Source organism: Arthrobacter sp. BGA-UO-ETr-C19 (genome assembly GCF_059568005.1).
In genome coordinates, this window is record NZ_JCAQPC010000021.1 from 340,188 (window position 1) to 362,852 (window position 22,665).

The following is a 22,665-nucleotide window of genomic DNA, read 5'->3' on the forward strand; positions in this document are numbered from 1 at the left end:
AAATACCGAACAGCCTGGCGACGCCCACATTGGGGGTCGCCAGGCTGTTTCTTTGTGGCTGACAGGGCTGTTCCATCAAGGTTGCGGGGATTCCATCACTACCTCCGACGGTTCCTTGTCCAGCCGCCAGCCGCGCCACACCGGGTGGCGGAGCTTGCCGCTTCCGGTCCACTCACCGAAGGTCACCTCACCCACCAGGGCGGGGTCCACCCAGCGCGCGTCTGCCGCGTCCGCCGAGGGAACGTCGTCGAACGGCGATGTCTTCCGGGCCAGCCCCTCCATCTTTTTCCGCAGTTCCTCCAGTTCACGCATGCTGAAGCCGCTTCCCACGCGGCCTACGTACCGCAGGCCTTTGCCCTCTGGGATGCCTACCAGGAGGGAGCCCACGGTGTTGGACCTGTCGCCCCTGCCGGGACGCCAGCCGCCCACCACCACTTCCTGGGTCTTCTCGATCTTGAGCTTGATCCACGTGTGCGTCCGCTGCCCGCTCACGTAGCGGCTGTCCGCGCGCTTGGCCATTACGCCTTCCAGGCCCAGCTCGCGGGCGCTTTCCAGGATGTGTTCCACCTTGTCGTCCAGGGTCTCCGACAGTTCCACCGGGCAGTCGGACGGCTCGAAAAAGTCAGCGAGGCATTCCCGCCGTTTCCGCAGAGAAAGCCTGCGCAGGTCGTCGCCGCCGTCGGCCAGCAGGTCAAAGATCATCATCCGGACCGGGATGGCGGCACGGGCCCGTTTCACGTCGCCCGGCCTGGTCAGCTTCATCCTTCCCTGCAGGAGCCCGAAGTCGGGCGTGCCGGAAGGCCCGACGGCGATAATCTCGCCGTCCGCGATGAAGTCCTGCGGCGGCCAGCAGCTCCTGTCCGTGAATTCGGGATAGCTGGCCGACATGTCGTTGCCGTTGCGGCTCAGGAGCCTGATCCGGTCGCCGTCAGCCACCACGAGGGCACGGATCCCGTCCCATTTGAGTTCGAAGAGCCAGTCGCTGCCGTGCAGGTCCGCCGGGGTGCCCGCCGAGGCGAGCATGGGCGCCGGGTCTTCCTGGAGGGTGTCCTTTCGGGGTGCCGCCGGCCTGGAAGCCGCCGGGCGGGCCGGGGCCGCCGGTTCTTTGGTGCCAGCCGGTTCCTTGGTGCTGGCCCATTCTTTGGTACCGGCCGGCTTTTTCCGTGCCCCCCGAACCCTGTCCATGAGATGGATGAGCCACTGTGACTCCTCGCCGTGGCCCTTCCCGGTGTGGATCAGGGCAAACCTCCGGGTGCCGCCCAGCCCGCCGCCCTCACGGCCCGTGAGCGTGGCGATGACTTCCTTGCCGTTGACCCATTTTTCGAGCTCATAGACGCCTTTGTCCCAGATGCTCACGCTGCCCGCACCGTACTCGCCCTTGGGGATGTCGCCTTCGAAATCGGCGTAGTCCATGGGGTGGTCTTCGGTCTGTACCGCGAGATGGTTCTTGTCCCCTGACTCCGGCACGCCCTTTGGCAGCGCCCAGGAAACAAGCACACCCTCGTGCTCCAGCCGGAAGTCATAGTGGAGCCGGCTGGCGTGGTGTTCCTGGATGACGAAGATCTCCTTGCCCGCCTGCGCCGGCAGGCCGTTGCCTTTTGCCGCCTGGTGCTCTTCCGCGGTGAATGGCTCGGGTGTCTTGCCTTGGTCGCGCAGGGACCGGTACTTGTTCAGCCGGGGATCCGCGTGCCCGCCGCCGCGCGATCCCGCTGTTTTTGGCGGCTCGGGGGCGGCGTGGATGGCGCCGGCGTGGGCAGCCTGACCGGGGCCAGGCTGGACGGCTCCGGCGTGGGCGGAGTCAGCGTGACCGGCGCCAGGGTGGCCCGTGCGCGCACTGACCGCGGCGAACGGGTCCTTGCCGGCTGCCACCCGGCGCATGACCTCCTCATAGTCCAGATGCTTGAGCGACGGCGAGCTCAACTCCCGCCAGGTCCGCGGAGCCGCCACGGTGGGGTGCAGGCGCCCGCGGAGCGAATACGGAACGATGGTGGTCTTGGCGGCGTTGTTCTGGCTCCAGTCCACCAGGACCTTCCCCGTCCTGAGGGTCTTCTTCATGTCACTGACGGCCAGGTCCGGGTGGTCGGACTCCAGCGCCCGGGCCAGTTCACGGGCGAAAGCTGACACCTCATCCGAGGTTTGGGTACCGTTCAGGACCGCGTACAGGTGGATCCCCTTGCTGCCGCTGGTGACCGGAACCGGCTCGAGCCCCACGTCCTGCAGGATGGTCCGGGCCAGCTTGGCCACCTCCACGCATTCGGGCAGTCCCGCGCCCTCCCCGGGATCGAGGTCCAGGACCAGCCGGTCGGGAGGCAGGGCACTGCCGTGGGAGTCCACCGTCCACTGCGGCACATGGATCTCCAGGGAGGCGATCTGCGCCAGCCAGGTGAGGGTGGCCGGATCATTGACCAGCGGATAGTAGATGGTGTTGGTCTTATGCGTGATGGCGGCGCGGGGCACCCAGCCCGGGGCCGACTCGTCCAGGTTCTTCTGGAAAAACATCTCGCCGGGCTGGGCTTCGGTTCCCACCCCGTGCACCCACCTCTTGCGGGTCGCCGGGCGGTTTCTGGCGGCGGGGATCAGCACCGGGGCCACGGCGGCGTAATAGGCGATGACGTCCGCCTTGGTGGTGCCGGTGGCGGGATACATCACTTTGTCGAGGTTGGTCAGGGTCAGTTCCCGGCCGCCGACCCGCACGCGTTCCTTACCGCCGGCCATGGGGCTTCACCTCCGGCGTTGTGTGCTGTTGACTTGTCCCATGAGAGCCATCTGGAAAGGCGCCATCGCGTTCGGGCTGGTCAATGTCCCGGTGAAGGTCTACAGCGCCACCGAGGACCACGACATCAGCCTCCATCAGGTGCACAACGCCGACGGCGGCCGGATCCGCTACCAGCGCCGCTGTGAGGTCTGCAGCGAGATCGTTGACTACTCCGACATTGAGAAGGCCTATGAGGACGACGGCCGGACAGTGATCCTCACTAAGGAGGAGCTCAAGTCCATTCCCGCGGAGAACAGCCACGAAATCGAAGTGGTGCAGTTCGTCCCCTCCGAACAGCTCGACCCCATCATGTTCGAGAAGAGCTATTACCTGGAGCCGGATTCCAAGTCGCCCAAGGCCTACATGCTGCTGCGCAGGGCCCTGGAGGACACCGAACGCGTGGCCGTGGTGCAGTTCGCGCTGCGGGACAAGACCCGGCTGGGTGCGCTGCGGATCCGGGACGACGTCCTGATGCTGCAGGCGCTGCTGTGGGCGGATGAAGTCCGGGAAGCCTCGTTCCCTGCCCTGGACACGTCCGTCCGCATCTCCGCGCAGGAACGGGAGATGTCCGCGGCACTGGTGGAGTCCATGGCCTCCGACTTCGAGCCCGAGCAGTTCACCGACGACTACCAGGCCCAGCTCAGGCAGCTTATCGAGGCAAAGCTGGAAAAGGGCGACGCGCTGGATACTGAAGAGACGTTCGGGGCCGAGGCCGAGGGTGGCAACGGAGAAGTGATCGACCTGATGGAGGCCCTGAAACGGAGCCTCGACAAGAAGCGCGGGGGAGGGGCCGCCGCGCAGGAGCCGTCTGAAAACGAGTCGTCCGAGGACGAGCCGTCCGGTCCCGCCAAGCGCGGCGGCCGCAGCGCCAGCAGCAGCCGGAGCAGCTCCGCCAAAAAGGACGCCGAAGATTCCGACGCTGAAACTGCCAAGAGCGGCACCACCAGAACCCGTAGCAAGGCTGCCGGCGCCGCTAAGACGAGTACTGGTTCCAAGACCAGTACCGCTTCCAAGACCGGTACCGCTTCCAAGACCGGTACCGCTTCCAAGACCGGCACCGCTTCCAAAACCGGCACCGCTTCCAAAACCGGCACCGCTTCCAAGACCGGTACCGCTGCCAAGTCCACCGCGAAGACCGCGCGGAAGGGCGCCTGAAAGGGCGGGCGCCCCGCGGCGCGGCTGCACGTGCACCCGCTTAGGAATTCCTGAGCGCGGAGATGAGTTCGCTCTTTTTCTTGCCTGAGTACCCCTTGAGGCCGATTTCCTTGGCTTTGGCCTTGAGCTGATCCACGGTCCAGTCCTCATAGTCGCCGGACTTGCCGCCCTTGCGGCCCACCTCGGAGCGTCCCTTCTTGGCTGCCGCGTTGGAGACGCGGGCCGCCTTCTGCTTCGAGGCCCCCTCGTCGCGGAGCTCCTCGTAGAGTTTTGGATCTTTCAGGCTAGGGTTCTGCTTCCCTGGCATGGCTACCTCCGTGATGTAACGATCGGCCATAAGGTAACGGTCGGTGGATCAGGTCAGTGGGCTCCCGGACTGTCTACTTCGCCCCGGTCCACCGCGGCACGCCAGGCGCCCGTCTCGATGCCCCGGGTTTCGATGAACTCCTTGAACCGCACCAGGTCGGAGGACACCTGCTGCTCATCAACGTGGGCGGCGGCTCCAGCCCTTTCCAGCAGGCTCTCCGGCTCCCATTCGAGTTCCACGTTCACGCGGCAGAGGTCCTCGCCCAGGTTCTCGAACGTGACTCTGCCGGCGTTGCGGGGCTTGTCCTTGCTGACCCAGGCGATGCACCGGTCCGGCGTCTGTTCCAGGATCTGTGCGTCGTATTCGCGCCTGACGCCCGCAACGCTGGTGCGGAAATGGAGGGAGGTTTCGTCGATCTGTTCGACGGACTCGACGCCCTTCATGAAACGGGGAAACGATTCGAACTGTGTCCACTGGTTGTAGGCCGTGCTGACTGGTACCTCGACGTCCACGCTTTCCTGCAAGGTTTCCACTCTGTCATCCTCCTTCAGCCCGGGAGTTCCGGGGCATTCGAATGGCTGGCCACAGTTCCAAGCTAGTGGGGCGCAGAATCAAAAACAAGAAACTACTAAGGTTGCTTACTTATGCTGAACGGCCGCTGATCAGGTGCGATGCCCGCCACGATCATGCGCCGCGGCAAAACTATCCGGAAACGGCAACGGCCGGCCTCCGCCGCGGCCCCGGAAACGGGAGCTGCAGCAGAGGCCGGCCGTAAAGCGCGCGGTGACTACTCGGCGTCGTGATCCGTTTCCAGGATCTGGACCAGGCGTTCGAGGGCGGCGTCGGCGCCATCACCCTCGGCCCGGAGCACCACAACGTCCCCGTGCGATGCGCCAAGGCTCATGAGGGAAAGGATGCTGGCGGCGTCCATGGCCTCGTCGGCAGGCTCCCCTTCGCGGGCGATGGTGATGTCGAGGTCAAACTCGCCAGCAGCCTCGGCGAAGATGGCGGCAGGACGGGCATGCAGGCCTACGCGGCTGGCGACGGTTGCGGTACGTTCGGACATTTCTGCTCCTTGCAATTGCAGTGTGGGTTGTAGTGCTGAAGGACAGCGGGATCAGACAGTTACGGGAACGGTTTCCACCGTATCAACGGCCTTGCGGGCAGCCCAGCGTTTGAGGGTAACCACGATGAACGCCGCCACCACGGTTCCGGCCAGGATGGACACGATGAACATCAGCACGTTGCCGATGGCGAAGAACACGAAGATCCCGCCGTGCGGTGCCTGTGACGTGACGCCGAAGGCCATGGTGAGCGCGCCGGTGACAGCGCCGCCGACCATGCTGGCCGGGATGACGCGGAGCGGGTCTGCCGCCGCGAAAGGAATTGCACCCTCGGAGATAAAGGAGGCGCCCAGCAGCCAGGCGGCCTTGCCGTTTTCGCGCTCGGCCAGGCTGAAGAGCTTCTTGTCCAGGACGGTGGCCAGGGCCATCGCCAGCGGTGGCACCATGCCGGCGGCCATCACGGTGGCCATGATCTGCCAGGGTGCCTGGTTGGTGGCGCTGCCGGCACCCAGGCCGGCGACGGCGAAGGCGTAGGCCACCTTGTTCACGGGGCCGCCGAGGTCGAAGCACATCATGAGGCCGAGGATGATGCCCAGAACGATGGCCGAAGCGCCGGACATGCCCGAGAGCCAGGTGTTCAGTGCGGTGGTGAGGCCGGCAATCGGTCCGCCGAGGAACAGGAACATCGCGCCGGAGGCGATGATGGAGGCCAGCAAGGGAATGATGACGACGGGCATCAGGCCACGGAGCCAGCGCGGCACTGACCATGTTCCGATCAGGTGGGCGATGTAGCCGGCGAGCAGGCCGCCGACGATGCCGCCGAGGAAGCCGGCGCCCATGAAGCCGGAGACGGCACCGGCAACGAAGCCCGGTGCAATACCCGGACGGTCGGCGATTGCGTAGGCAATGTAGCCGGCGAGGGCGGGAACCAGGAAGCCCATGGACAGGGCACCGATCTTGAAGAAGACGGTTCCGAGGTACAGGGCGAGGTTGCCGTCGGGAAGGTTGACCAGGGAGTTGTTGGCCAGGATGTCGTTGGCCTTGGTGCCCAGGGCGATGTCGAAACCGGCCAGCAGGAAGCCCAGCGCGATCAGCAGGCCGCCACCGGCCACGAACGGGATCATGTAGCTGACGCCGGTGAGGAGCGCCTTCTTCAGTTTCTGGCCGATGTGCTCGCCCTTTTCCGCGGCTTCTGCCTCGGCCTGCTCCTCTGCGCCGAAGTGCGGAACGCGGCGGGCGTGCGGGTTCTCTGCCGCCGCGAGTGCTTCCTGGACCATCTTGGCGGGCTCGTCGATGCCGCGCTTGACCGGCGCGTTGATGACGGGCTTGCCGGCGAAGCGCTCCTTGCCGCGCACGTCCACGTCTACGGCGAAGATCACCGCATCGGCTGCGGCAATGACTGCCGGGTCCAGCGGCTTGGCGCCGGAGGAGCCCTGGGTCTCAACCTGCAGGTCCACGCCCATTTCCTGGGCTGCGGCCACGAGGGAGTCCGCGGCCATGTAGGTGTGGGCGATGCCGGTGGGGCAGGCCGTGACGGCGACGAGGCGCCGCGGTCCACTGGCAGCAGCGTCACCGGAAGCAGCGCCGGCTGTAGCGGCGCCGGCAGCAGCGGGGGCCGCTGCTGCGGGGGCGGGAGCAGCCGGCTTGTCCGCCAGGGCGGTGTCCACGAGCTCCACGATTTCTTCCCGGGACGTGGCCGCGCGGAGGGCGCCGGTGAAGTCCTTTTTGATGAGCGAGCGGGCGAGCTTGGACAGCAGCTTGAGGTGCTCCTGGTCGGCGCCGGCCGGTGCAGCGATGAAGAAGATGAGGTCGGCGGGACCGTCCTTGGCGCCGAAGTCGACGGGCTGGGACAGGCGTGCCATGGCGAGGGTCGGTTCGGTCACGGCGGCCGAGCGGCAGTGCGGGATGGCGATGCCGCCGGGAACGCCGGTGGCGGTCTTCTGCTCGCGGGCGAAGGCATCGGTGAAGAGGCCTTCAACTTCGCTGGCACGTCCGTTTGCGGCTACCCGGCCGGCCAGGTGCCGGATCACGTCCTCGGGCGAATTGCCCAGGTTCTGGTCGAGCTCGACCAGGTCCGCGGTGATGAGCTGAGTCACTGTCAATCCTTCCGGAGGGCCGTGATGGTTACGGCGTCGGGGGTTGTTTGGTGGACTGCCGGGACGGTGGAGCCCGGCAGGGAAGCGGCGGCGGCGCCATGCGCCACAGCCTGGCGGAGGCAGTCAGCGGGGGCAGCGCCCTGGCTGGCGGCCAGCAGATATCCGGCAAGCGACGAGTCTCCGGCGCCGACCGTACTGACTGCGGTGACCGGCGGGTGCGTGGCGAGCCACGCGCCGTCGGCCGTCACGAGGACAGCGCCCTTTGAACCGAGCGTTGCCAACACGGCCCCCACACCGGAACGCACGACGGCGGCAGCTGCCGCGGCGGCAGCCTCCGGATCCGCTTCGAGTTCCTCAGCCGTGCTCGCCGAGGCAAAACCTGCTGCTGCGGCCAGTTCGGCCAGCTCCTCGGCATTGGGTTTGAGCAGGTCCGGTTTTCCGGACGCCGCTTGGGTTGCATCGCCGGCGACGGCCGCTGCCAGCGGAGCGCCGGAGGAGTCGACGGCAATCATTGGAACGCCGGCCCCGGCGTGGGCATTGCGCAGCCGCCGGGTGACCGTGGCGTAGAAGTCAGCCGGGACGCCGGGCGGAAGCGAACCCGCCAGGACCACCCAGCTGGCGCCCTGCGAGCGTTCCAGGAGGAGGTCGATGAGGGCCTCCTGCGCTTCTTCGCTGAGGACCGGTCCCGGCTCGTTGATCTTGGTGGTGACGCCGCCGGGCTCGGTGAGCGCCACATTGGTGCGCAGCGGTTCGTGGATGGGCAGCGCCGCGAAAGGCACCTTGGCATCCCGCAGACCCGCAAGGACGGGATCTGACTCTCCGCCGGGCAGCACCGCAAGTGTCTCAAGTCCGGAAGTTACGAGGGCGCGGGAAACGTTCACTCCCTTGCCGCCGGATTCCTGGCGGACGGACACCGCGCGCTGGACCTCGCCCCGCTCGAGCGGGCCGGGCAGTGCAACCGTCCGGTCCAGGCTTGGGTTGGCTGTGAGGGTGACAATCATGCGACTACCACCTCCACGCCGGCCTCGGCGAGGGCCGCGGCTAGTTCCGAACTGGGTTTGCGGTCAGTGATCACGGTATCCAGATCTTTCAACGAGGCGAACTGGACGAGCGTTTCCGCATCCAGCTTGGACGAATCGGCCAGCACCACGATGCGGCGTGCCGAGTGGACGAAGGCAGCCTTGACTGCGGCTTCTTCTGAGTCTGGTGTGCTGAGCCCGAACCTTGCGTGGATGCCGTTGGTCCCCACAAAAGCGATATCCGGACGCAGCTTGCCGGCGGCTTCCACGGTGCCCTGGCCCACCGCGGCCTGCGTGAGTCCGCGGACCCGGCCGCCGAGAATCTGAAGGGCGATGCCGGGTGTGCTTGCGAGCTTGGCGGCGATGGGAACGGCATGGGTGATGACAAGGAGTTCCTGGGCCGGATCGGCCGGTTTGGCCGGAGCTGCGGCGCCTCGGCGGGCGAGGAGGTCGGCGAGGACTTCGGTGGTGGAACCGGCGTCGAGGAGGATGCTGCTGGAGGGGCCCTTCGGAAGGAAGTCAAGGGCGGCCTCGGCGATGCGGAGCTTCTGCGCTTGCCGCTGGATTGTCCGTTCGAGGATGCTCTCCTCCGTGGTGCTGAAGCGGTCTGCGGACACGGCCCCGCCGTGCACGCGGCGCACCGTGCCGGCTGATTCCAGGGCGGCGAGGTCCCGGCGGACAGTCTCGGTGGTGATGCGGAAGCGCTCAGCGAGGTCGGTCACGCTGGCGCGGCCGCTGGCTGCCACGAGCCCGGCGATCTGCTGCTGACGCTCCTCGGCAAACACATACCCTCCATTGCGTAGTTACTGCTGCAGTGCGTCTGCGCTGCCCTTAAGCCGGTCCATTTGCCGATCAGTGACCGCTGTCACAAATCTGCAAGTACTTGACTTTATCTTCGTTCTTGTTGGTTTGTCAACGAAAAAACAACAGAAAACCAAAATGGCCGGACCTGACCCGAAGGTCCGGTCCGGCCATGCTGCTGGCTTCACGGCTGCCCGTTCGTTTTCGCTGTCACACTAGAGGCCGCCGTCGCGGCTTTCGTTCCGGGTGATCCTCTCGCCGGTGTTGGGGTCAACAACCGAGCGTGTTTCGCTGATGCGGCGGCTCCTGCCGGGGGAGGCGACGACCAGCGAGGCGATGAGGCCGATAACCCCAACCGCCATCAGGATGTACCCGATCAGGGTCTGATCCACGTTGGGGATAAGGCCTGGTGTGATGGCCCAGGCGAGGATGGCGCCCAGGGCGATGAGGAAGATGGCGGAACCGATTCTCATGACTTGCTCCTTGCGTTCGCGGACTTCTCGTAACTTGGGTACTTACGTTTTGTCGTGCGTCACTTGCTAAGCATGCTGTCAAGCGTCAGGCTACATCCGGGTAACCCCCGTTTCAATCAAATCCGCAGGTCAGGGCGAAGACGGCTTTCGGCAACTCGATAGGCTGGTCGGATGGAGACGGTTGTATGGTCCAAGCCGGAAGGGGAGCGCGCCGGCACCCCGCTGCTGGTGATGATGCACGGCTACGGCACTGACGAATCCAGGATGGTCAATCTCTTCGACTATCTCCCCGCGGAATTCACCTGCGCGGCGCTCCGGGCACCTATGCCAATCGCGAACGGCTACGGCTGGTTCCTGTTGGACTATTTCCTTACCAACGATTTTGCCGATGTCATTTCGGCCGCCAATTCCGTGTTCGCCTGGATCGACTCGGTCCGGCAGCTCCACACCAGCGTGAGCCTGCTGGGCTATTCGCAGGGGATGGCCATGGCGAGCACGCTCCTGCGCCTGCGGCCCCGGGACTTCCCGGCCGTGGTGGGGCTTTCCGGGTTCGTCCTGAACAACGACCTGCTGGCGCTCAGTGAGTCCTTTGATGAACGGCCGCCATTCTTCTGGGGCAGGGACAAGGCCGACCTGGTGATCAACGGCGACGCAACGGCCTACACGGAGGAGTGGCTCAATACGCATACCAGGCTCACGGCGAGGACATATCCCCGCATGGGTCATGCCATGTCGAAGGCCGAGATGGTGGATGTCAGTGCTTTTCTGCGCCATTACGTACTCCGCTGAATCCGGGCCCCGGCCGGGGCGGGATTAAGAGTGGAATTAAAAACAGTTGCGGGGTAAAACTGCAAGCGCTTACACTCTTCTTCGGCCGGGACCCGGCCAGCAGGCGTCCTCCCGGCGGTGGGCGGCTGGCAGTGCACCACTCAAGAGTGTTCGAAAGGGCAGGACCGCGCCATGCATCCTTGCGCCACCCGTCCCGCGGGGATGTTCCGCTGGCTTGCCCTGAACCGCCCGCGCCCCCATCATGGACATAGGCAAAAAATCGTGCGACCGCGCGTTGACGCGTTCTGCCTGGCCCGCAACGCCGCGGCGAAAGTGGCGGAACCGCGAGAATTCACCCGCCGGACATAACCCGGCCGGTACCTAACCAAACCGGCCGCGCAAACAGTGGAACTCTGTTTGTGGCCAGGGCAACGCAGCCCGGTCCGCAGGATGCGCCGGACTGTTGTTCAAGCTGCAGAATCACCGTAACGGAACCCGCCAAGCGCGCTGCGCCGGGCGGCAGGTTCTGCAGGCGGCCGGTTCTGCGAGCGCACCGCCCCCTTTGGTCACCGGCGACCACGTTCCTGGTAATTCCCAACACATTGCTGTCCGACCCCCGAAAGGACACGGAACAAAGCATGACCAAAACCCTGAATACCAGCGCTGGCAGCCGGCCAAACAGCTGGACCGGCGCCGCCGCCATCCTTTTTGACCTCGACGGCGTGCTCACGCCCACGGCAGTGGTCCACGAGCGCGCCTGGCAGGAACTGTTCGACGGCTACCTCGAAACCGTTCCCGAAAAGGACGGGTACCGGGAGAGCGACTACTTTGACCACATCGACGGCAAGCCGAGATTCGACGGCGTCCGGGACTTCCTGACGTCCCGCGGCATCACGCTTCCGGAAGGCCCCGCCGACGACGATCCGGACAACATCACGGTCCAGGGCCTGGGCAACCGGAAGAACCGGATCTTCAACGACATTGTCAGCTCCGGAGTGGAGCCCTTCGCGGGATCGGTGCGTTTCCTGGAAGCCGCGCTGGACCGCGGACTGAAGGTCGCCGTCGTCTCCTCCTCACGGAACGCCCCTTCGGTGCTGCGTGCGGCGGGCCTGGCGGACCGATTCCCGGTGGTCGTGGACGGCGTCGTGGCCGCCGAGGAAGGGCTGCCCGGCAAGCCCGACCCCGCGACCTACGAGTATGCCGCCCGGCTCCTGGACCTGCCCAGCGAGCAGTGCGTCGTCGTCGAGGACGCCGTGTCCGGCGTGCAGGCGGGCAGCGCCGGCAGTTTCCACTCGGTTATCGGCGTCGACCGCGGGGCCGGGCGGCAGACGCTGCTCGACGCCGGCGCCACCCTCGTGGTGAACGACCTCGAGGAACTTCTCTAGTCCCGCAGCTTTTCGTATACCGTCCGGGCCCCGCATGCCCCCAGAACTTCCAGCACCACTTTCGACCGTCTAAGGAACGCCACTCATGGCACTCATCAACGCTGACCGCGTCCGCTTCCCCAGTGATCCCTGGAAGCTCGTGGAAACGAGCCACGCACCCGGCGACGCCGGGACGCTCGAGACGCTCTTCGCCCTCGGCAACGGACATCTCGGTGTCCGGGGCGCCCACTGGGCGTCAGCCGATGCCGAACTGCCCGGCAGCTTTATTAATGGGTTCCACGAGATCTGGGACATTAAGCACGCCGAGAATGCCTACGGCTTCGCGCGGACGGGCCAGCGCATCCTCTACATTCCGGACGCCAACAATTTCACGGTCATCATCGACGGCGAGATGCTCAGCCTCGCCGAATCGGGAGTGCTGGATTACCGGCGGTCCGTTGATTTCACCACCGGCATCTACGAGTGCAGCATCGTCTGGCAGTGCCGTTCCGGCGCCACGGTGACCACGGTGGAGCGCCGGGCCGTTGGCTTCGAGGCGCGCGGCAGCCTGGGCATCTCGCTGGAGGTTTCTGCCGACCGGGCAGTCTCCGTGGACGTCACCTCGTCTGTCATCAACCGGCAGGACCAGCCGGTGGAGGACCACTCCACCCACGACCCGCGCCGGTCCGGCCGGCACGCGGGCCGCGTCCTGCTGCCTCTCAAACTGGAGGGTGGCGACGGTTCGCTGCGCCTGTCGTGGGAGGCCGCTGAGTCCAAGCAGCGGGTGGGGATGGCCGTCGAGCATTGGACGTCCGCCGGCCACCAGCCGTTCGATACACAGGTGGACCAGGACGACAGCAGCGTCCGCTACGTGCTGGCGGTCGCCGCCGACGAGCCGTTCCGGCTTGAAAAGAGTGTCAGCTACGCCGTGTCCCGGGGAACCCGGACGGGTGTGCCCGGTGCTGCGGACGCGGAAGCCGGGGAGGACCCGGCCGTCGCCGCGGAAGCCGGGCTGAAGCCGGTTGGCGATGTCTTCGCCGAAAGCGCGGCACACTACCGCAGCTACTGGGCCAGCGCAGACATCCAGGTGGGCGGGCAGCCGGAACTGCAGCAGGCCATCCGCTGGAACCTCTTCCAGCTCGCGCAGGCCACCGCACGGGCCGGTGTCGCGGGCATCCCGGCCAAGGGTGTCACCGGCTCGGGCTACGACGGGCACTACTTCTGGGACCAGGAGGTTTACCTCCTGCCGTACATGACGTATTCAAACCCCGACGGCGCGCGCCAGGTCCTGGAGTTCCGTCACGAGATGCTCCCGGACGCCAAGATCCGCGCCAAGGAGCTGAGCGTGGACGGCGCGCTTTTCCCCTGGCGCACCATCAACGGCCTGGAGGCGAGCGCCTACTACGCTGCCGGTACTGCGCAGTTCCACATTGCCGCGGCCGTTGCCTTCGCCACCAACCGGTACCTCTGGGCCAGTGGTGATTCGGAGTTCCGGGCCGGGATGGGCGCCGACCTGCTCATCGAGACTGCCCGCATGTGGGTTTCCCTGGGCTTCTTCGGCAAGGACGGCCTGTTCCATATCCACGGTGTGACGGGGCCGGACGAGTACACCGCGGTGGTGAACGACAACCTCTACACGAACGTCATGGCCCGGTTTAATCTCCGGGCAGCCGCCGCACTGAACCACGCGGCGGTCGACGACGCCGAACGGGAGCTGTGGGAAGCGGCTGCGGAGCGGATGCAGCTGCCCTTCGACGAGCACTTCCAGGTGTACTCGCAGGACAACGACTTCATGACCCTGGAGCCGTGGGACTGGACAACGCCGCGCTCCAAGTACCCGCTGCTGCTGAACTTCCACCCGCTGGTGATCTACCGCCACCAGGTGCTGAAGCAGGCGGACACGGTGCTGGCCATGTTCCTGCAGTGGCAGGAGTTCACTGCGGAGGAAAAGCGCCGGGCCTTCGATTTCTACGATCCGATCACCACTGGGGACTCCACGTTGTCGGCGTGTGTCCAGGGGATCATGGCCGCCGAGGTGGGCTACCGCAAGGCTGCCCTGGAGCACTTCACCAATGCCGTGTTCATCGACCTGGACAACTCCCACGGCAACACGATCGACGGCGTCCACATCGCCTCCACCGGCGGAGTGTGGAGCTCGCTGGTGTGCGGCTTCGCCGGGCTCCGCGACCAGGGCCCCGTGCCCTTCTTTGATCCCCGGCTGCCCGAGGAGTGGGACACGCTGCGCTTCCACCTGCGGCTCCAGGGCCGCCGGCTCCTGGTGCAACTCGATCAGGACGCCATTACCCTGACGATCCTCGACGGCGAAGCGCTGGACATCGACGTGCGCGGGGTCCGGCACTCGGTGGCTTCCCACCCGGTGCGGATATCGCTGGAACCGGTGCACGTCCCCGAGCCCTCGGTGTTCCCCAGCGGGCCGCCGACGGCGAGCATCCCGGTGGTGCGCGCCCGCGAGTGACGCGGGGCTTGGTGGCGCCCGGTTATTTCCTGGTGGCGCCCGGTTAGGTGTCGGGCGTCAGCGGGCACAGGGTCAGGTGCTGGCTTCCGCGTCGGCGGGCAGTGGCTCCTGGCGGTCGAGTGGATGGGCGATTTCGTCCACGGACATCCGGGCCACCAGCAGGGCCACCACCGCCATGACCGGGCAGACCCCGCCTGCCACCAGGAAGATGAGCCAGATCGGGAGCACGGAGGCGGCGGGACCGGCCAGCGCCATCGAGACCGGCATCAGCGCGAGGGACACGAAGAAGTCCAGGCTGGAAACCCGCCCCAGCAGGTGCGGCGGCACGCGCCGCTGCAGCAGCGTTCCCCAGATCACCATGCCCACGCTGCCCGTGGCGCCGAAGATGAATAGTGCCAGGGCCAGCAGCCAGAAGCTGTCCATGAGCCCCACCGCTGCCAGGGGCAGGGTGCCCGCTCCCCAGCACACCATCATGACGGTCAGGTAGCGGCGGGGAAGCCGGACAGACGCCGTAAGCAGGGAGGCCACGGCGCTGCCGACTCCCATGACGGCCAGCAGGAAACCGAACATGCGGCTGTCCCCGCCCAGCTGGTCCCGGATCACGAAGGGCAGGAGCACTTCGATCGGCCCGATCAGGAACAGCACCGAAATGCAGGCCCACAGCAGCGTCCAGAGGAGCCACGGCGTCCGGACGGTGTAGCTGACGCCCTCACGAAGGTCGGAGAAGAAAGAGGTCTTGGCCGGTGCGCGGGCGGCGCCGGGGGCTTCAAGGGCGTGCTGGCCGAGGAAGTTCAGGACGATGAAGGCCAGCAGGTGGCACACGGCCACGCCCGTCACCGCGTGCGACGGGGACAGCGCCGCCACGACGATACCGGCCACGGCGGGACCCGCCGCCTGCTGCAGCGTGGGACGCAGCGTCCCTTCCATGCCGTTCGCAGCCAGCAGGTCCTCCGGTGGCAGGATCCGCGGCAGAATCGCGGAGTACGCCGGGAAGAAGAACGCCGCCCCGACCCCAAGGACGAAGGCGCCGGCCACCAAATGCCAGAGCTGAAGCCAGCCTGCCATCGCCAGCCCGCTGACGGTCGCGATCACGGCAAGGTTGGTCCCCTCGACGGCGATGATCAGCAGCCGCTGCGGAACGCGGTCCGCAGCGATGCCGCCGGCAAGGACGAACGCCACGAGTCCCACACTGCCTGCCGCGGCCACGAGGGACAGTTCGAGCGGGCCGCCGCCGATATGGATGACCTGGTACACCATGGCCACGGCCCACATACCCGAACCGAAGATGGATATGGCAAGGGCCCCGATCAGCACGCGGTATTCGCGGTGGGAAAAGGGCCGAAGGGCGCGGGGGAGGGGCACAAGGCCATCTTAGGCGAGGCTCTGGCGTGTGGAGCCTGCCCGGCGGGATAGGCTCTAGCCATGGGGAACACACCGGCCCGGCCGGGCCGGCGCAATGTGGCGCTGATCGGCGCAAACTTTGGCCTTGCCCTGCACCCGGTGGACCGGAACGGCGTTCATATTGCCGGCGAGCCTGCCAGTTGCTTCGCCTCGTTCTGGGTGGCTGACTGGTCCCGGTGGGGAACCGGAACGGTCCTCATGGTGGCCACGCTCCAAGGTTGGCGCAGCTACGGCTCCAACGAATTCTTCGCCTCCTCCCTCGCCACCGAACTGACGCGCTTCTTTCCGGAGGCCGCCCGCTTTCCGCTCGGCGCGGTCAGCCACACCCAGGACGAGTTCGACGTCGAACTGGACCTTGAGCGCGGATTCCGGGCGACCGGGCGGCGGGCCGCCCTCGAGATCTCCGGGGTGCTGGACCGGCGGCAGTTCGCCGCGCCGGACTTCCAGCTGGGCCCCGCCAGTGCCTCAATGAGCAACGTCTACCACCCCTGCAGCGGAGGCAAACTCTCCGAGTTCGGCGTCGAATGGCCCGGCGCCCCCACCGTCTACCCCGGACCCCGCGGGCCTTCCTCGTCCGCGTACATGGCCGTGGCCGAGTCCTGGGTGATGTGACGCACCGGGCGCTGTGACGGCGCCGCGGTGATCAGCATGCTTGGTATGTTGGCGTGTGGCCTAGTGTTAAGGCTAGACGGCGGTAAATGGCTGCCGGTTGTTCCGAGGTAGAGGTGATGATGGCCAAGCGACGCAACCCCGCGATGAGAATCGCGCAGGAAACAGCCCACAACGCCGTGTTCGACGCTCACGGCAACCCCAAGCCCGGCGTTCACAACGTGCTGCTAAGGGCGGTGGAGATCCAGCGCCCACTGGTCGTTGCGAACATCCGCCGGCTCCAGCGCCGGAACCCGCGCGCATCAGCCGCCCAGCTCGCGGACATCCTGGAACGCGACTATCTTCGTGCAGTGACCGGCGGGGGAGCGCTGGTCGGGGCCACCGCCGTCGTTCCCGGTGTCGGCACGGTGGCGTCCCTGGGCCTCTCGGCCGCCGCCACCGTCGGTTTCCTCGAGGCAACGGCCCTGTACGCCACCTCGCTGGCCGAACTGCACGGGATCCGGATGACGGACCCGGAGAAGGCCAGCACCCTGGTGATGGCCGTGATGCTCGGTGAGGAGGGCACCGCGCTGCTGGGTTCGCTCAGCGGCCAGGCCATGGGCCGCGGCAAGGGCGCCAGCCAGGCCTGGGGAAATGCGCTGGCAGGCAGGATGTCGTCGTCCGGGTTCGGGTTCATCCGCGAGCGCATCCAGAAAGCCTTCCTGCGGAACCTGCTCAGGCGGCAGGGAACCGCCCTGCTCGGACGTGCGCTGCCTTTCGGCATTGGAGCGGTGGTGGGTGGTGCCGGTAACCTCATGATGGGCAGGGCCGTCGTCGCCAACGCGAAAGAGGCCTTCGGGCCGATGCCGGACACGGTACCCGGCGAGCTCACAACGGAAGGTAGTACGGGTGGATCTGAACGCTGACCTCGGGGAGTCCTTCGGCTCCTGGACCATGGGTGATGACGCGGCCATGTTCGAGCTCATCACGAGTGCCAACGTGGCCTGCGGCTTCCATGCCGGAGACCCCGTAACGATGCTGGACAGCTGCCGCGCCGCCTATGAACTGGACGTCACGGTCGGCGCCCACGTTGGCTACCGGGACCTCGCCGGTTTCGGACGGCGCTCCCTGGACATGTCCTTCGACGAACTCTTCGGCGACGTCCTGTACCAGCTCGGGGCGCTCGACGGGGTAGCGCACGCGGTGGGTGCCACCGTTGACTACGTCAAGCCGCACGGCGCCCTCTACAACCGGGCATTCCACGATGCCGAGCAGGCTTCCGCGCTGGTGGCAGCCATCCACGCCTACGATCCCGGCCTGCCTATCCTGGGGCTTCCGGGGTCCGAGCTGCTGAAGCAGGCCCAGGACGCCGGGCACCCCGTATTCCGTGAGGCGTTCGTGGACCGCGCCTACCTGCCGGACGGCACCCTGGTGCCGCGCTCGCAGGAAGGTGCCGTGCTGCACGACGTCGGGCCGATCGTTGAGCGGGCAGTGCGCCTGGCGCTCAAGGGCGAGGTGCTGGCGGTGGACGGGACCGTGGTCCGGGTGGACCCGGATTCCCTGTGCATTCACGGCGACACCCTCGGTGCGGTGGAAATGGCTGCCGCCGTTCGCGCCGGCCTGGAGGAAGCCGGCGTGGAACTGGCACCGTTCGCCTAAGCGGCGCCAGCACGTTGTAGCTATCGAGGCCCAGGGCGCGCCTCAATCCGTTGCTCCAGCACCCGTGCTGTGGCAGGGGGGCTGGTGGCAGGGGTGGTTGTGCCGCGCAGCACGGGCGGCGCGGTTCCGGCCGGCTTGGCGGCGGTGAACAGCCAGTCGTGGAAGAAGCTCCCGAGGTCCTGGCCGGAAAGGTCCTGGGCCAGTCGCATGAAGTCGGCGCTGGAAACGTTGCCGCCGGCATGGGCATCAGTCCATTCCCGGAGAATGTCGAAGAACACTTCGTCCCCTACCCTGTTGCGCAGCGCCTGCAGTGTCATCGCACCGCGGACGTACACGGCGAAGTCGAAGAGGGCTGTCGTTCCCGGGTCGCCGATCTTCACTGTCCAGAACGGCGTCTGGGCAGGAATCGCTGCGGCATAAAAGTCGAACAGCTGCTGAGGGGTTTCCCGCCCCTCGCTTTCGCTCCAGAGCCACTCGGCGTAGGTCGCGAACCCCTCATTCAACCAGATGTCCTGCCAGCGGCCGACGGCCATATCGTCGCCCACCCACTGGTGCGCCAGTTCATGAACCACCACCGAGTCGCCCGATTCAGGGCTGGTGAAGAAGAGCCTGGAGTAGATCGGCCTTGTTTGGTTCTCAAGCGCGAAGCCGAGGTTCTTCAGGTCGTCGACGATTCCCCCGGCGGCGCTGAACGGGTACGGGCCGAAGATATCGGACAGGAACTTGATAATTTCCGGCTGCCTGTTGAACGACGCCTGCACCCGGTCACCGGTGGAGGGTGGTCCCGAGCTGTCCGCGCTCCACTTTGCGTCATTCCGTGGGCTCCCAGGCGGCGGACCGGAAGCTGACCAGCCGTCCGTCGTGTTGCCGTCATCCTCGAACGAGGTGGTGCCTTCCCCTGTTGATACGGTGACGTCGTCAAGTGACACCCCGTCCAGGTCGACGACATTGTCGGTTACGTAGGTTATAGAAAGTTCAACGGCCTTCCCGGCGAACCGGGAGAGGTCGAATCCCCACTGCTCCCATCCCTGGCTGGGTCCGGTGGCTGCCCACCACGTTCCCGAGCTTCCACGCGGGCTGCATGAGCCGTTGCGGCTGGCCGTCAGGTAGTGGCCGAGGAAGGGATGAATGGCCAGGAGCTGCTGGCAGCCGGGACCGCTTTCGGCGGACGTGCGGCCGTTCGCTTCCCGGAGGGTCGTCCAGTCCTGCGCGCCGGCGGTACGCGCTTCCACCACGGCAAAATCGCGCCCGAATTCGATGGTCCGGTTGAGCCAGAAAGAGAGCTTCGCCCCGCCCGGGGGGACCGTAAGCGTCCTGGTCAGGCGGGTATAGGTTCCCGCGCGGCTGTCCGACCAGGCGAAATTGTGGCCTGTCCGGGCAACGACCGCCGGTGCGAACAGGTCGGGATCGATGGCGTCGATGTACCGGACCCGCCCGTCCCGGTAGCGGTCCAGATTAAACTTGCCAACGCTCGCCGTGGCCAGGTACGTGGCCAGGGGTTCGGCTGCGTGCCACGTCCACGTGGTTTTCCCGTCCTGCGACTCCTCGTCGCGAAGCAGGCCGTTGGCCACCACAGCCAACCCGTCCGGGACAGTGATCTTGAAAGTGAAGCTCGCCTTGTCCAGGGGGTGGTCGTTGGCCGGGAACCAGGTGGCTGCCACGTGCGGCTGCCCGATGATCAGCGCACCGTCGTCGGTCCGGAGGAACCCCGAGACTCCGAACTGGTCAATGACCGGTTTCGGCACGCCGTCATAGGACACAACGGTGCTGAACTCCCGGCCGTTCCTGATGCCCTGCTGCGGAGTCACCGTAAGCTCCGCACCGCTGCGCCCATAAGTGGCGTCCCGGTGGTCAACCTGGATACTGCGCACTGTCAGCCCCTGCAGGTCCAGGTTGAACGACGAGAGGTCCTCGGTGGCGCGGGCACGGATGGTGGCGGACCCTGCGAGGAACCCGGTTGCCGGGTCGTAGCTGAGCTCCAGGCGGTAATGCCCCACGTCGTAGCCGCCGTTGCCGTCCAGCGGATAGTAGGGATCCCCGAGACCGGGCGCGCCGGGGCTGAAACCGCGGTCGCCGGTGTTGGCCGCACTGGCCGGGACGGCCGCCACAGCAGGCAGGGCAAGCTGGGCCGGCAGCGTAGCTGACAGAACCAGGGCACACAGAAAAAGGCCGGCGCGGTGGAACGCTGCCGGCCGGTAAGTCGCGGGATTCATGGCACCTCATTCGAAACTCCCGAACGGAGCGCCGCGGTGCCGGTCCGTGGACTGGCCACCCATGGACCGGCAGGAGACCGGGCGGCGTAGTTGACACCAAGGTGGCCCTGGCCGCCAAGGCTGTCAAGCGTCTTTCGGTGCATCTGCGGCGCCGTGCCATCTGTGGGCGCAGCCCGTTAGCCGAACGTCAGGTGGGCCACCGTGAAGATGGCGAGTCCGGCGAGGGACCCCACCACCGTGCCGTTGATCCGGATGAACTGCAGGTCCCTGCCCACCTGCAGTTCAATCTTCTGCGATGTTTCCTCGGCATCCCAGCGGGCCACCGTTTCCGTGATCACCCCGGCGATGTCTGACCGATAGGTGCGGACCAGGTAGCCCGCGGCATCGCCGATCCAGGCGTTGACCTTGCCCGCCAGCTCTTCATCGTTGACCAGCCGGCTGCCGAAATCGCGGACGGCCGCCTTGAACTTCACCGTCAGTTCGCTGTCCGGATCGTCGACGGCGCTGAGGAGCGCGCCCTTGATGGTGGCCCAGGTCCGGGAAGCAAGTTCACGGACCTCCGGATCGCCGAGCACCTGCGCCTTGATGCCCTCCGCGCGGGCGATCATGGCGGGATCGTGCTGCAGATCCTGGGCCAGGTCCGTCAGGTATTTGTCGATGGACAGCCGGACCTGGTGCTGCTGGTCGTCCTGGACCGCGCGGGTGAATTTCAGCAGCTCGATGTAGACCTTGTCCCCCACCAGGCCGTCCACGAAGCTGGGAACCCACTGCGGGGAGCGCTCCGTGACGAGCCGGCTTACCATCTGGTGATTGGCTGCCACCCAGTCCGCCGCCCGGTCCACCAGGAGGTCCACCAGCTTGTGGTGGTGCCCGTCGGCGAAGATCCGCTCGGCCATGCGTCCCACGGGCGGGCCCCACGGCGGAGCCAGGAGGTGCCTGCGGACCATGCCCTCAATAACGGCCTGGACGTCGTCGTCGTTCAGCACTTTGAACGTACCGCGGATTACGGCGGCGCCCTCCTTGGCCACGCGTTCGGCGCCGCCCGGCCCCGACAGCCAGCTGCCCACCTTGCCGGAGATGTTGATGCTGGCCAGCTTGTCCTGGACCACCTGTTCGGAGAGGAAGTTGGTCTCCACGAACTCGCCCAGGGACGCGCCGATCTGGTCCTTGCGGCGCGGAATGATGGCAGTGTGCGGGATTTTCAGCCCCAGGGGATAGCGGAACAGGGCCGTCACGGCGAACCAGTCGGCCAGGGCGCCCACCATGCCGCCTTCCGCCGCCGCCCGGACATACTCCAGCCACGGGTACTGCTTCTGCAGCGCGAAGGCCACGACGAACACCACAGCCATGGCAATGAGCAGGCAGAGCGCCACCAGTTTCATCTTCCGGAGTGCGGCCGCCTTTTCGGCGTCACCCGCCGTGAGCTGACGTACGACGGCGGGACGCGCCGGTGTGCGGCCGCCGTGTTCGTCGTTCCGCCCGGGGCTTTCCGGGGAAAGCTCATCCGCCGAATCTTGCTGGGTGGTTGGCTCAGAGTTCACCTGCATGTGCCAAGCCTAGCCCCGCTTTGGCGGCCGCGGTCCGCTAACGTGTGACCATGACAGCCGACGAGTCAGCCCCAACCCGTCCCCTGGTCTACGCGCACCGGGGTGCCAGCGCGGATTTCGCAGAGCACACCCGTGCCGCCTACCTCCGCGCGCTCGCCGACGGCGCGGACGGCGTGGAATGCGATGTGCACCTCACCCGCGATCAGCACGTTGTCCTGCTGCACGACTCCAACCTGGACCGGACCTCGGACGGCACAGGCCCCGTGGCCGAACGCACCGTCGACCAGCTTCGGATGCTGGATTTTTCATCCTGGAAGGGCGTCCGGATCCCTGAGGCCTACGGGCCAAGGTCCGAACAGTTCCTGACCCTGCCGGACTTATTGGACCTGCTCCAGGCTGCCGGGCGGGAAATCGGACTGGCCATCGAGCTGAAGCATCCCAGCCCCTACCAGCTGAAGCTGGAGGACAGGCTGCTGGAAGTGCTGCGGGCCGAAGGCTGGGACGCCGCCACATCCAGGCTGGGCAACATCCGGGTGACCTTCATGAGCTTTAGCCCCGACTCTGTCAGGCACCTGCGCAAGGCCGTGCCCGGCGAGTTCATCTGCCAGCTCGTCGATGACGTGAACGTCACCGGAATCCGTGAGGAGCTGGGGCTTGGGCCTTTCACGGGCAGCGCGGTGGCCAACGTGATGAAGGCCGCGCAGCTCGAGGGTGAACGGATTCTCAACGAGGGCGAAGTGGAAATTGCCGGGCCCGGCATCGACTACGTCCGCCAGCATCCCGGGACTGTGAGGCGCTGGCTGGATTCCGGACGCCGGTTCCGGGTCTGGACGGTGGACGGGGACGACGACGTGGCGCTGTGCCGGGCGCTGGGCATCCATGAGGTCACCACCAACCGGCCGGCGCAGGTCCTGGCCCAACTCCGGCAGCCGGCCCTGGCGGCAAGCTCGGCCACAACCCAGCCGCCGCTGTGATTGAG

19 protein-coding genes are annotated in these 22,665 nt (G+C 66.6%); 8 read left to right on the forward strand and 11 right to left on the reverse strand.

The window, feature by feature from the left end; genetic code table 11:
* Window positions 1–75: 75 nt before the first annotated feature.
* On the reverse strand, window positions 76–2,715 hold the full coding sequence (locus tag AC57BR_RS14585) for an ATP-dependent DNA ligase (protein WP_496361745.1): 2,640 nt from the start codon (window positions 2,713–2,715) through the stop codon (window positions 76–78).
* Window positions 2,716–2,755: 40 nt separating this feature from the next.
* Between AC57BR_RS14585 and ku the strand changes: the two genes are divergently transcribed.
* On the forward strand, window positions 2,756–3,910 hold the full coding sequence (gene ku, locus AC57BR_RS14590; protein WP_496361747.1) for a non-homologous end joining protein Ku: 1,155 nt from the start codon (window positions 2,756–2,758) through the stop codon (window positions 3,908–3,910).
* Window positions 3,911–3,950: 40 nt separating this feature from the next.
* On the opposite strand, the gene AC57BR_RS14595 is transcribed toward ku, so the two are convergent.
* The 7 genes from AC57BR_RS14595 to AC57BR_RS14625 form a co-directional block, all read right to left on the reverse strand.
* A complete protein-coding gene (locus AC57BR_RS14595) occupies window positions 3,951–4,217 on the reverse strand; it encodes a DUF7218 family protein (protein WP_496361749.1) in 267 nt (88 codons plus the stop codon).
* A 53-nt stretch (window positions 4,218–4,270) separates the two neighbouring features.
* Window positions 4,271–4,750, reverse strand: coding sequence for an SRPBCC family protein (locus AC57BR_RS14600; protein WP_496361751.1), 480 nt, complete (start codon window positions 4,748–4,750; stop codon window positions 4,271–4,273).
* A 254-nt stretch (window positions 4,751–5,004) separates the two neighbouring features.
* Window positions 5,005–5,283 (reverse strand): HPr family phosphocarrier protein, encoded by a 279-nt coding sequence (locus AC57BR_RS14605; RefSeq protein ID WP_314193380.1) that lies wholly within the window; start codon window positions 5,281–5,283, stop codon window positions 5,005–5,007.
* A gap of 51 nt (window positions 5,284–5,334) precedes the next feature.
* The gene (locus AC57BR_RS14610) at window positions 5,335–7,377 is read right to left on the reverse strand and encodes a PTS fructose transporter subunit IIABC (RefSeq protein ID WP_496361754.1); all 2,043 of its coding nucleotides are present in this window, start codon (window positions 7,375–7,377) and stop codon (window positions 5,335–5,337) included.
* Window positions 7,378–7,379: 2 nt separating this feature from the next.
* Entirely contained in the window at window positions 7,380–8,378 is a 999-nt protein-coding gene (locus tag AC57BR_RS14615) for a 1-phosphofructokinase family hexose kinase (RefSeq protein WP_496361756.1), read from the reverse strand.
* Complete coding sequence (locus AC57BR_RS14620; RefSeq protein WP_496361758.1) at window positions 8,375–9,181, reverse strand: DeoR/GlpR family DNA-binding transcription regulator; 807 nt, start codon at window positions 9,179–9,181, stop codon at window positions 8,375–8,377. Before AC57BR_RS14620 ends, AC57BR_RS14615 begins: the two co-directional genes overlap by 4 nt.
* Before the next feature lie 231 nt (window positions 9,182–9,412).
* Window positions 9,413–9,670: a DUF6458 family protein gene (locus AC57BR_RS14625; protein WP_496361760.1), complete on the reverse strand. Its 258-nt coding sequence runs from the start codon at window positions 9,668–9,670 to the stop codon at window positions 9,413–9,415.
* Between the two features lie 171 nt (window positions 9,671–9,841).
* On the opposite strand from AC57BR_RS14625, the gene AC57BR_RS14630 reads away from it, so the two are divergent.
* From AC57BR_RS14630 to AC57BR_RS14640, 3 genes are all read left to right on the forward strand, one after another.
* Complete coding sequence (locus AC57BR_RS14630; RefSeq protein WP_496361762.1) at window positions 9,842–10,459, forward strand: alpha/beta hydrolase; 618 nt, start codon at window positions 9,842–9,844, stop codon at window positions 10,457–10,459.
* Between the two features lie 617 nt (window positions 10,460–11,076).
* On the forward strand, window positions 11,077–11,823 hold the full coding sequence (locus tag AC57BR_RS14635; protein WP_496361764.1) for an HAD family hydrolase: 747 nt from the start codon (window positions 11,077–11,079) through the stop codon (window positions 11,821–11,823).
* A gap of 85 nt (window positions 11,824–11,908) precedes the next feature.
* A complete protein-coding gene (locus AC57BR_RS14640; RefSeq protein WP_496361766.1) occupies window positions 11,909–14,278 on the forward strand; it encodes a glycoside hydrolase family 65 protein in 2,370 nt (789 codons plus the stop codon).
* 72 nt (window positions 14,279–14,350) lie between these two features.
* Here the strand turns inward: AC57BR_RS14640 and AC57BR_RS14645 are convergent, their stop codons facing one another.
* Window positions 14,351–15,640, reverse strand: a complete 1,290-nt coding sequence (locus AC57BR_RS14645; protein WP_496361768.1) for an MFS transporter — start codon at window positions 15,638–15,640, stop codon at window positions 14,351–14,353.
* A 60-nt stretch (window positions 15,641–15,700) separates the two neighbouring features.
* Here AC57BR_RS14645 and AC57BR_RS14650 point away from each other — a divergent pair, with 60 nt between their 5' ends.
* From AC57BR_RS14650 to AC57BR_RS14660, 3 genes are all read left to right on the forward strand, one after another.
* Complete coding sequence (locus tag AC57BR_RS14650; RefSeq protein ID WP_496361770.1) at window positions 15,701–16,291, forward strand: hypothetical protein; 591 nt, start codon at window positions 15,701–15,703, stop codon at window positions 16,289–16,291.
* A 119-nt stretch (window positions 16,292–16,410) separates the two neighbouring features.
* Complete coding sequence (locus AC57BR_RS14655) at window positions 16,411–17,193, forward strand: hypothetical protein (RefSeq protein WP_496361868.1); 783 nt, start codon at window positions 16,411–16,413, stop codon at window positions 17,191–17,193.
* Window positions 17,177–17,926: a LamB/YcsF family protein gene (locus AC57BR_RS14660; RefSeq protein ID WP_496361772.1), complete on the forward strand. Its 750-nt coding sequence runs from the start codon at window positions 17,177–17,179 to the stop codon at window positions 17,924–17,926. Before AC57BR_RS14655 ends, AC57BR_RS14660 begins: the two co-directional genes overlap by 17 nt.
* Window positions 17,927–17,946: 20 nt before the next feature.
* On the opposite strand, the gene AC57BR_RS14665 is transcribed toward AC57BR_RS14660, so the two are convergent.
* Complete coding sequence (locus tag AC57BR_RS14665) at window positions 17,947–20,139, reverse strand: M1 family metallopeptidase (RefSeq protein WP_496361774.1); 2,193 nt, start codon at window positions 20,137–20,139, stop codon at window positions 17,947–17,949.
* A gap of 176 nt (window positions 20,140–20,315) precedes the next feature.
* The gene (locus AC57BR_RS14670) at window positions 20,316–21,686 is read right to left on the reverse strand and encodes a DUF445 domain-containing protein (RefSeq protein WP_496361776.1); all 1,371 of its coding nucleotides are present in this window, start codon (window positions 21,684–21,686) and stop codon (window positions 20,316–20,318) included.
* 50 nt (window positions 21,687–21,736) lie between these two features.
* Here AC57BR_RS14670 and AC57BR_RS14675 point away from each other — a divergent pair, with 50 nt between their 5' ends.
* Window positions 21,737–22,660 carry a glycerophosphodiester phosphodiesterase gene (locus tag AC57BR_RS14675; protein ID WP_496361777.1) on the forward strand — a complete coding sequence of 308 codons (924 nt, stop codon included), beginning with the start codon at window positions 21,737–21,739 and terminating at the stop codon, window positions 22,658–22,660.
* The last annotated feature ends 5 nt before the right edge of the window (window positions 22,661–22,665 follow it).

What these genes read in the sequence shown, in the direction of transcription:
- AC57BR_RS14585 (WP_496361745.1), bottom strand. Translation starts at nt 2,715, where the DNA reads ATGGCCGGCGGTAAGGAACGCGTGCGGGTCGGCGGCCGGGAACTGACC.
- ku (WP_496361747.1), top strand. Translation starts at nt 2,756, where the DNA reads ATGAGAGCCATCTGGAAAGGCGCCATCGCGTTCGGGCTGGTCAATGTC.
- AC57BR_RS14595 (WP_496361749.1), bottom strand. Translation starts at nt 4,217, where the DNA reads ATGCCAGGGAAGCAGAACCCTAGCCTGAAAGATCCAAAACTCTACGAG.
- AC57BR_RS14605 (WP_314193380.1), bottom strand. Translation starts at nt 5,283, where the DNA reads ATGTCCGAACGTACCGCAACCGTCGCCAGCCGCGTAGGCCTGCATGCC.
- AC57BR_RS14615 (WP_496361756.1), bottom strand. Translation starts at nt 8,378, where the DNA reads ATGATTGTCACCCTCACAGCCAACCCAAGCCTGGACCGGACGGTTGCA.
- AC57BR_RS14625 (WP_496361760.1), bottom strand. Translation starts at nt 9,670, where the DNA reads ATGAGAATCGGTTCCGCCATCTTCCTCATCGCCCTGGGCGCCATCCTC.
- AC57BR_RS14630 (WP_496361762.1), top strand. Translation starts at nt 9,842, where the DNA reads ATGGAGACGGTTGTATGGTCCAAGCCGGAAGGGGAGCGCGCCGGCACC.
- AC57BR_RS14635 (WP_496361764.1), top strand. Translation starts at nt 11,077, where the DNA reads ATGACCAAAACCCTGAATACCAGCGCTGGCAGCCGGCCAAACAGCTGG.
- AC57BR_RS14640 (WP_496361766.1), top strand. Translation starts at nt 11,909, where the DNA reads ATGGCACTCATCAACGCTGACCGCGTCCGCTTCCCCAGTGATCCCTGG.
- AC57BR_RS14650 (WP_496361770.1), top strand. Translation starts at nt 15,701, where the DNA reads ATGGGGAACACACCGGCCCGGCCGGGCCGGCGCAATGTGGCGCTGATC.
- AC57BR_RS14655 (WP_496361868.1), top strand. Translation starts at nt 16,411, where the DNA reads ATGGCCAAGCGACGCAACCCCGCGATGAGAATCGCGCAGGAAACAGCC.
- AC57BR_RS14665 (WP_496361774.1), bottom strand. Translation starts at nt 20,139, where the DNA reads ATGAATCCCGCGACTTACCGGCCGGCAGCGTTCCACCGCGCCGGCCTT.
- AC57BR_RS14670 (WP_496361776.1), bottom strand. Translation starts at nt 21,686, where the DNA reads ATGCAGGTGAACTCTGAGCCAACCACCCAGCAAGATTCGGCGGATGAG.
- AC57BR_RS14675 (WP_496361777.1), top strand. Translation starts at nt 21,737, where the DNA reads ATGACAGCCGACGAGTCAGCCCCAACCCGTCCCCTGGTCTACGCGCAC.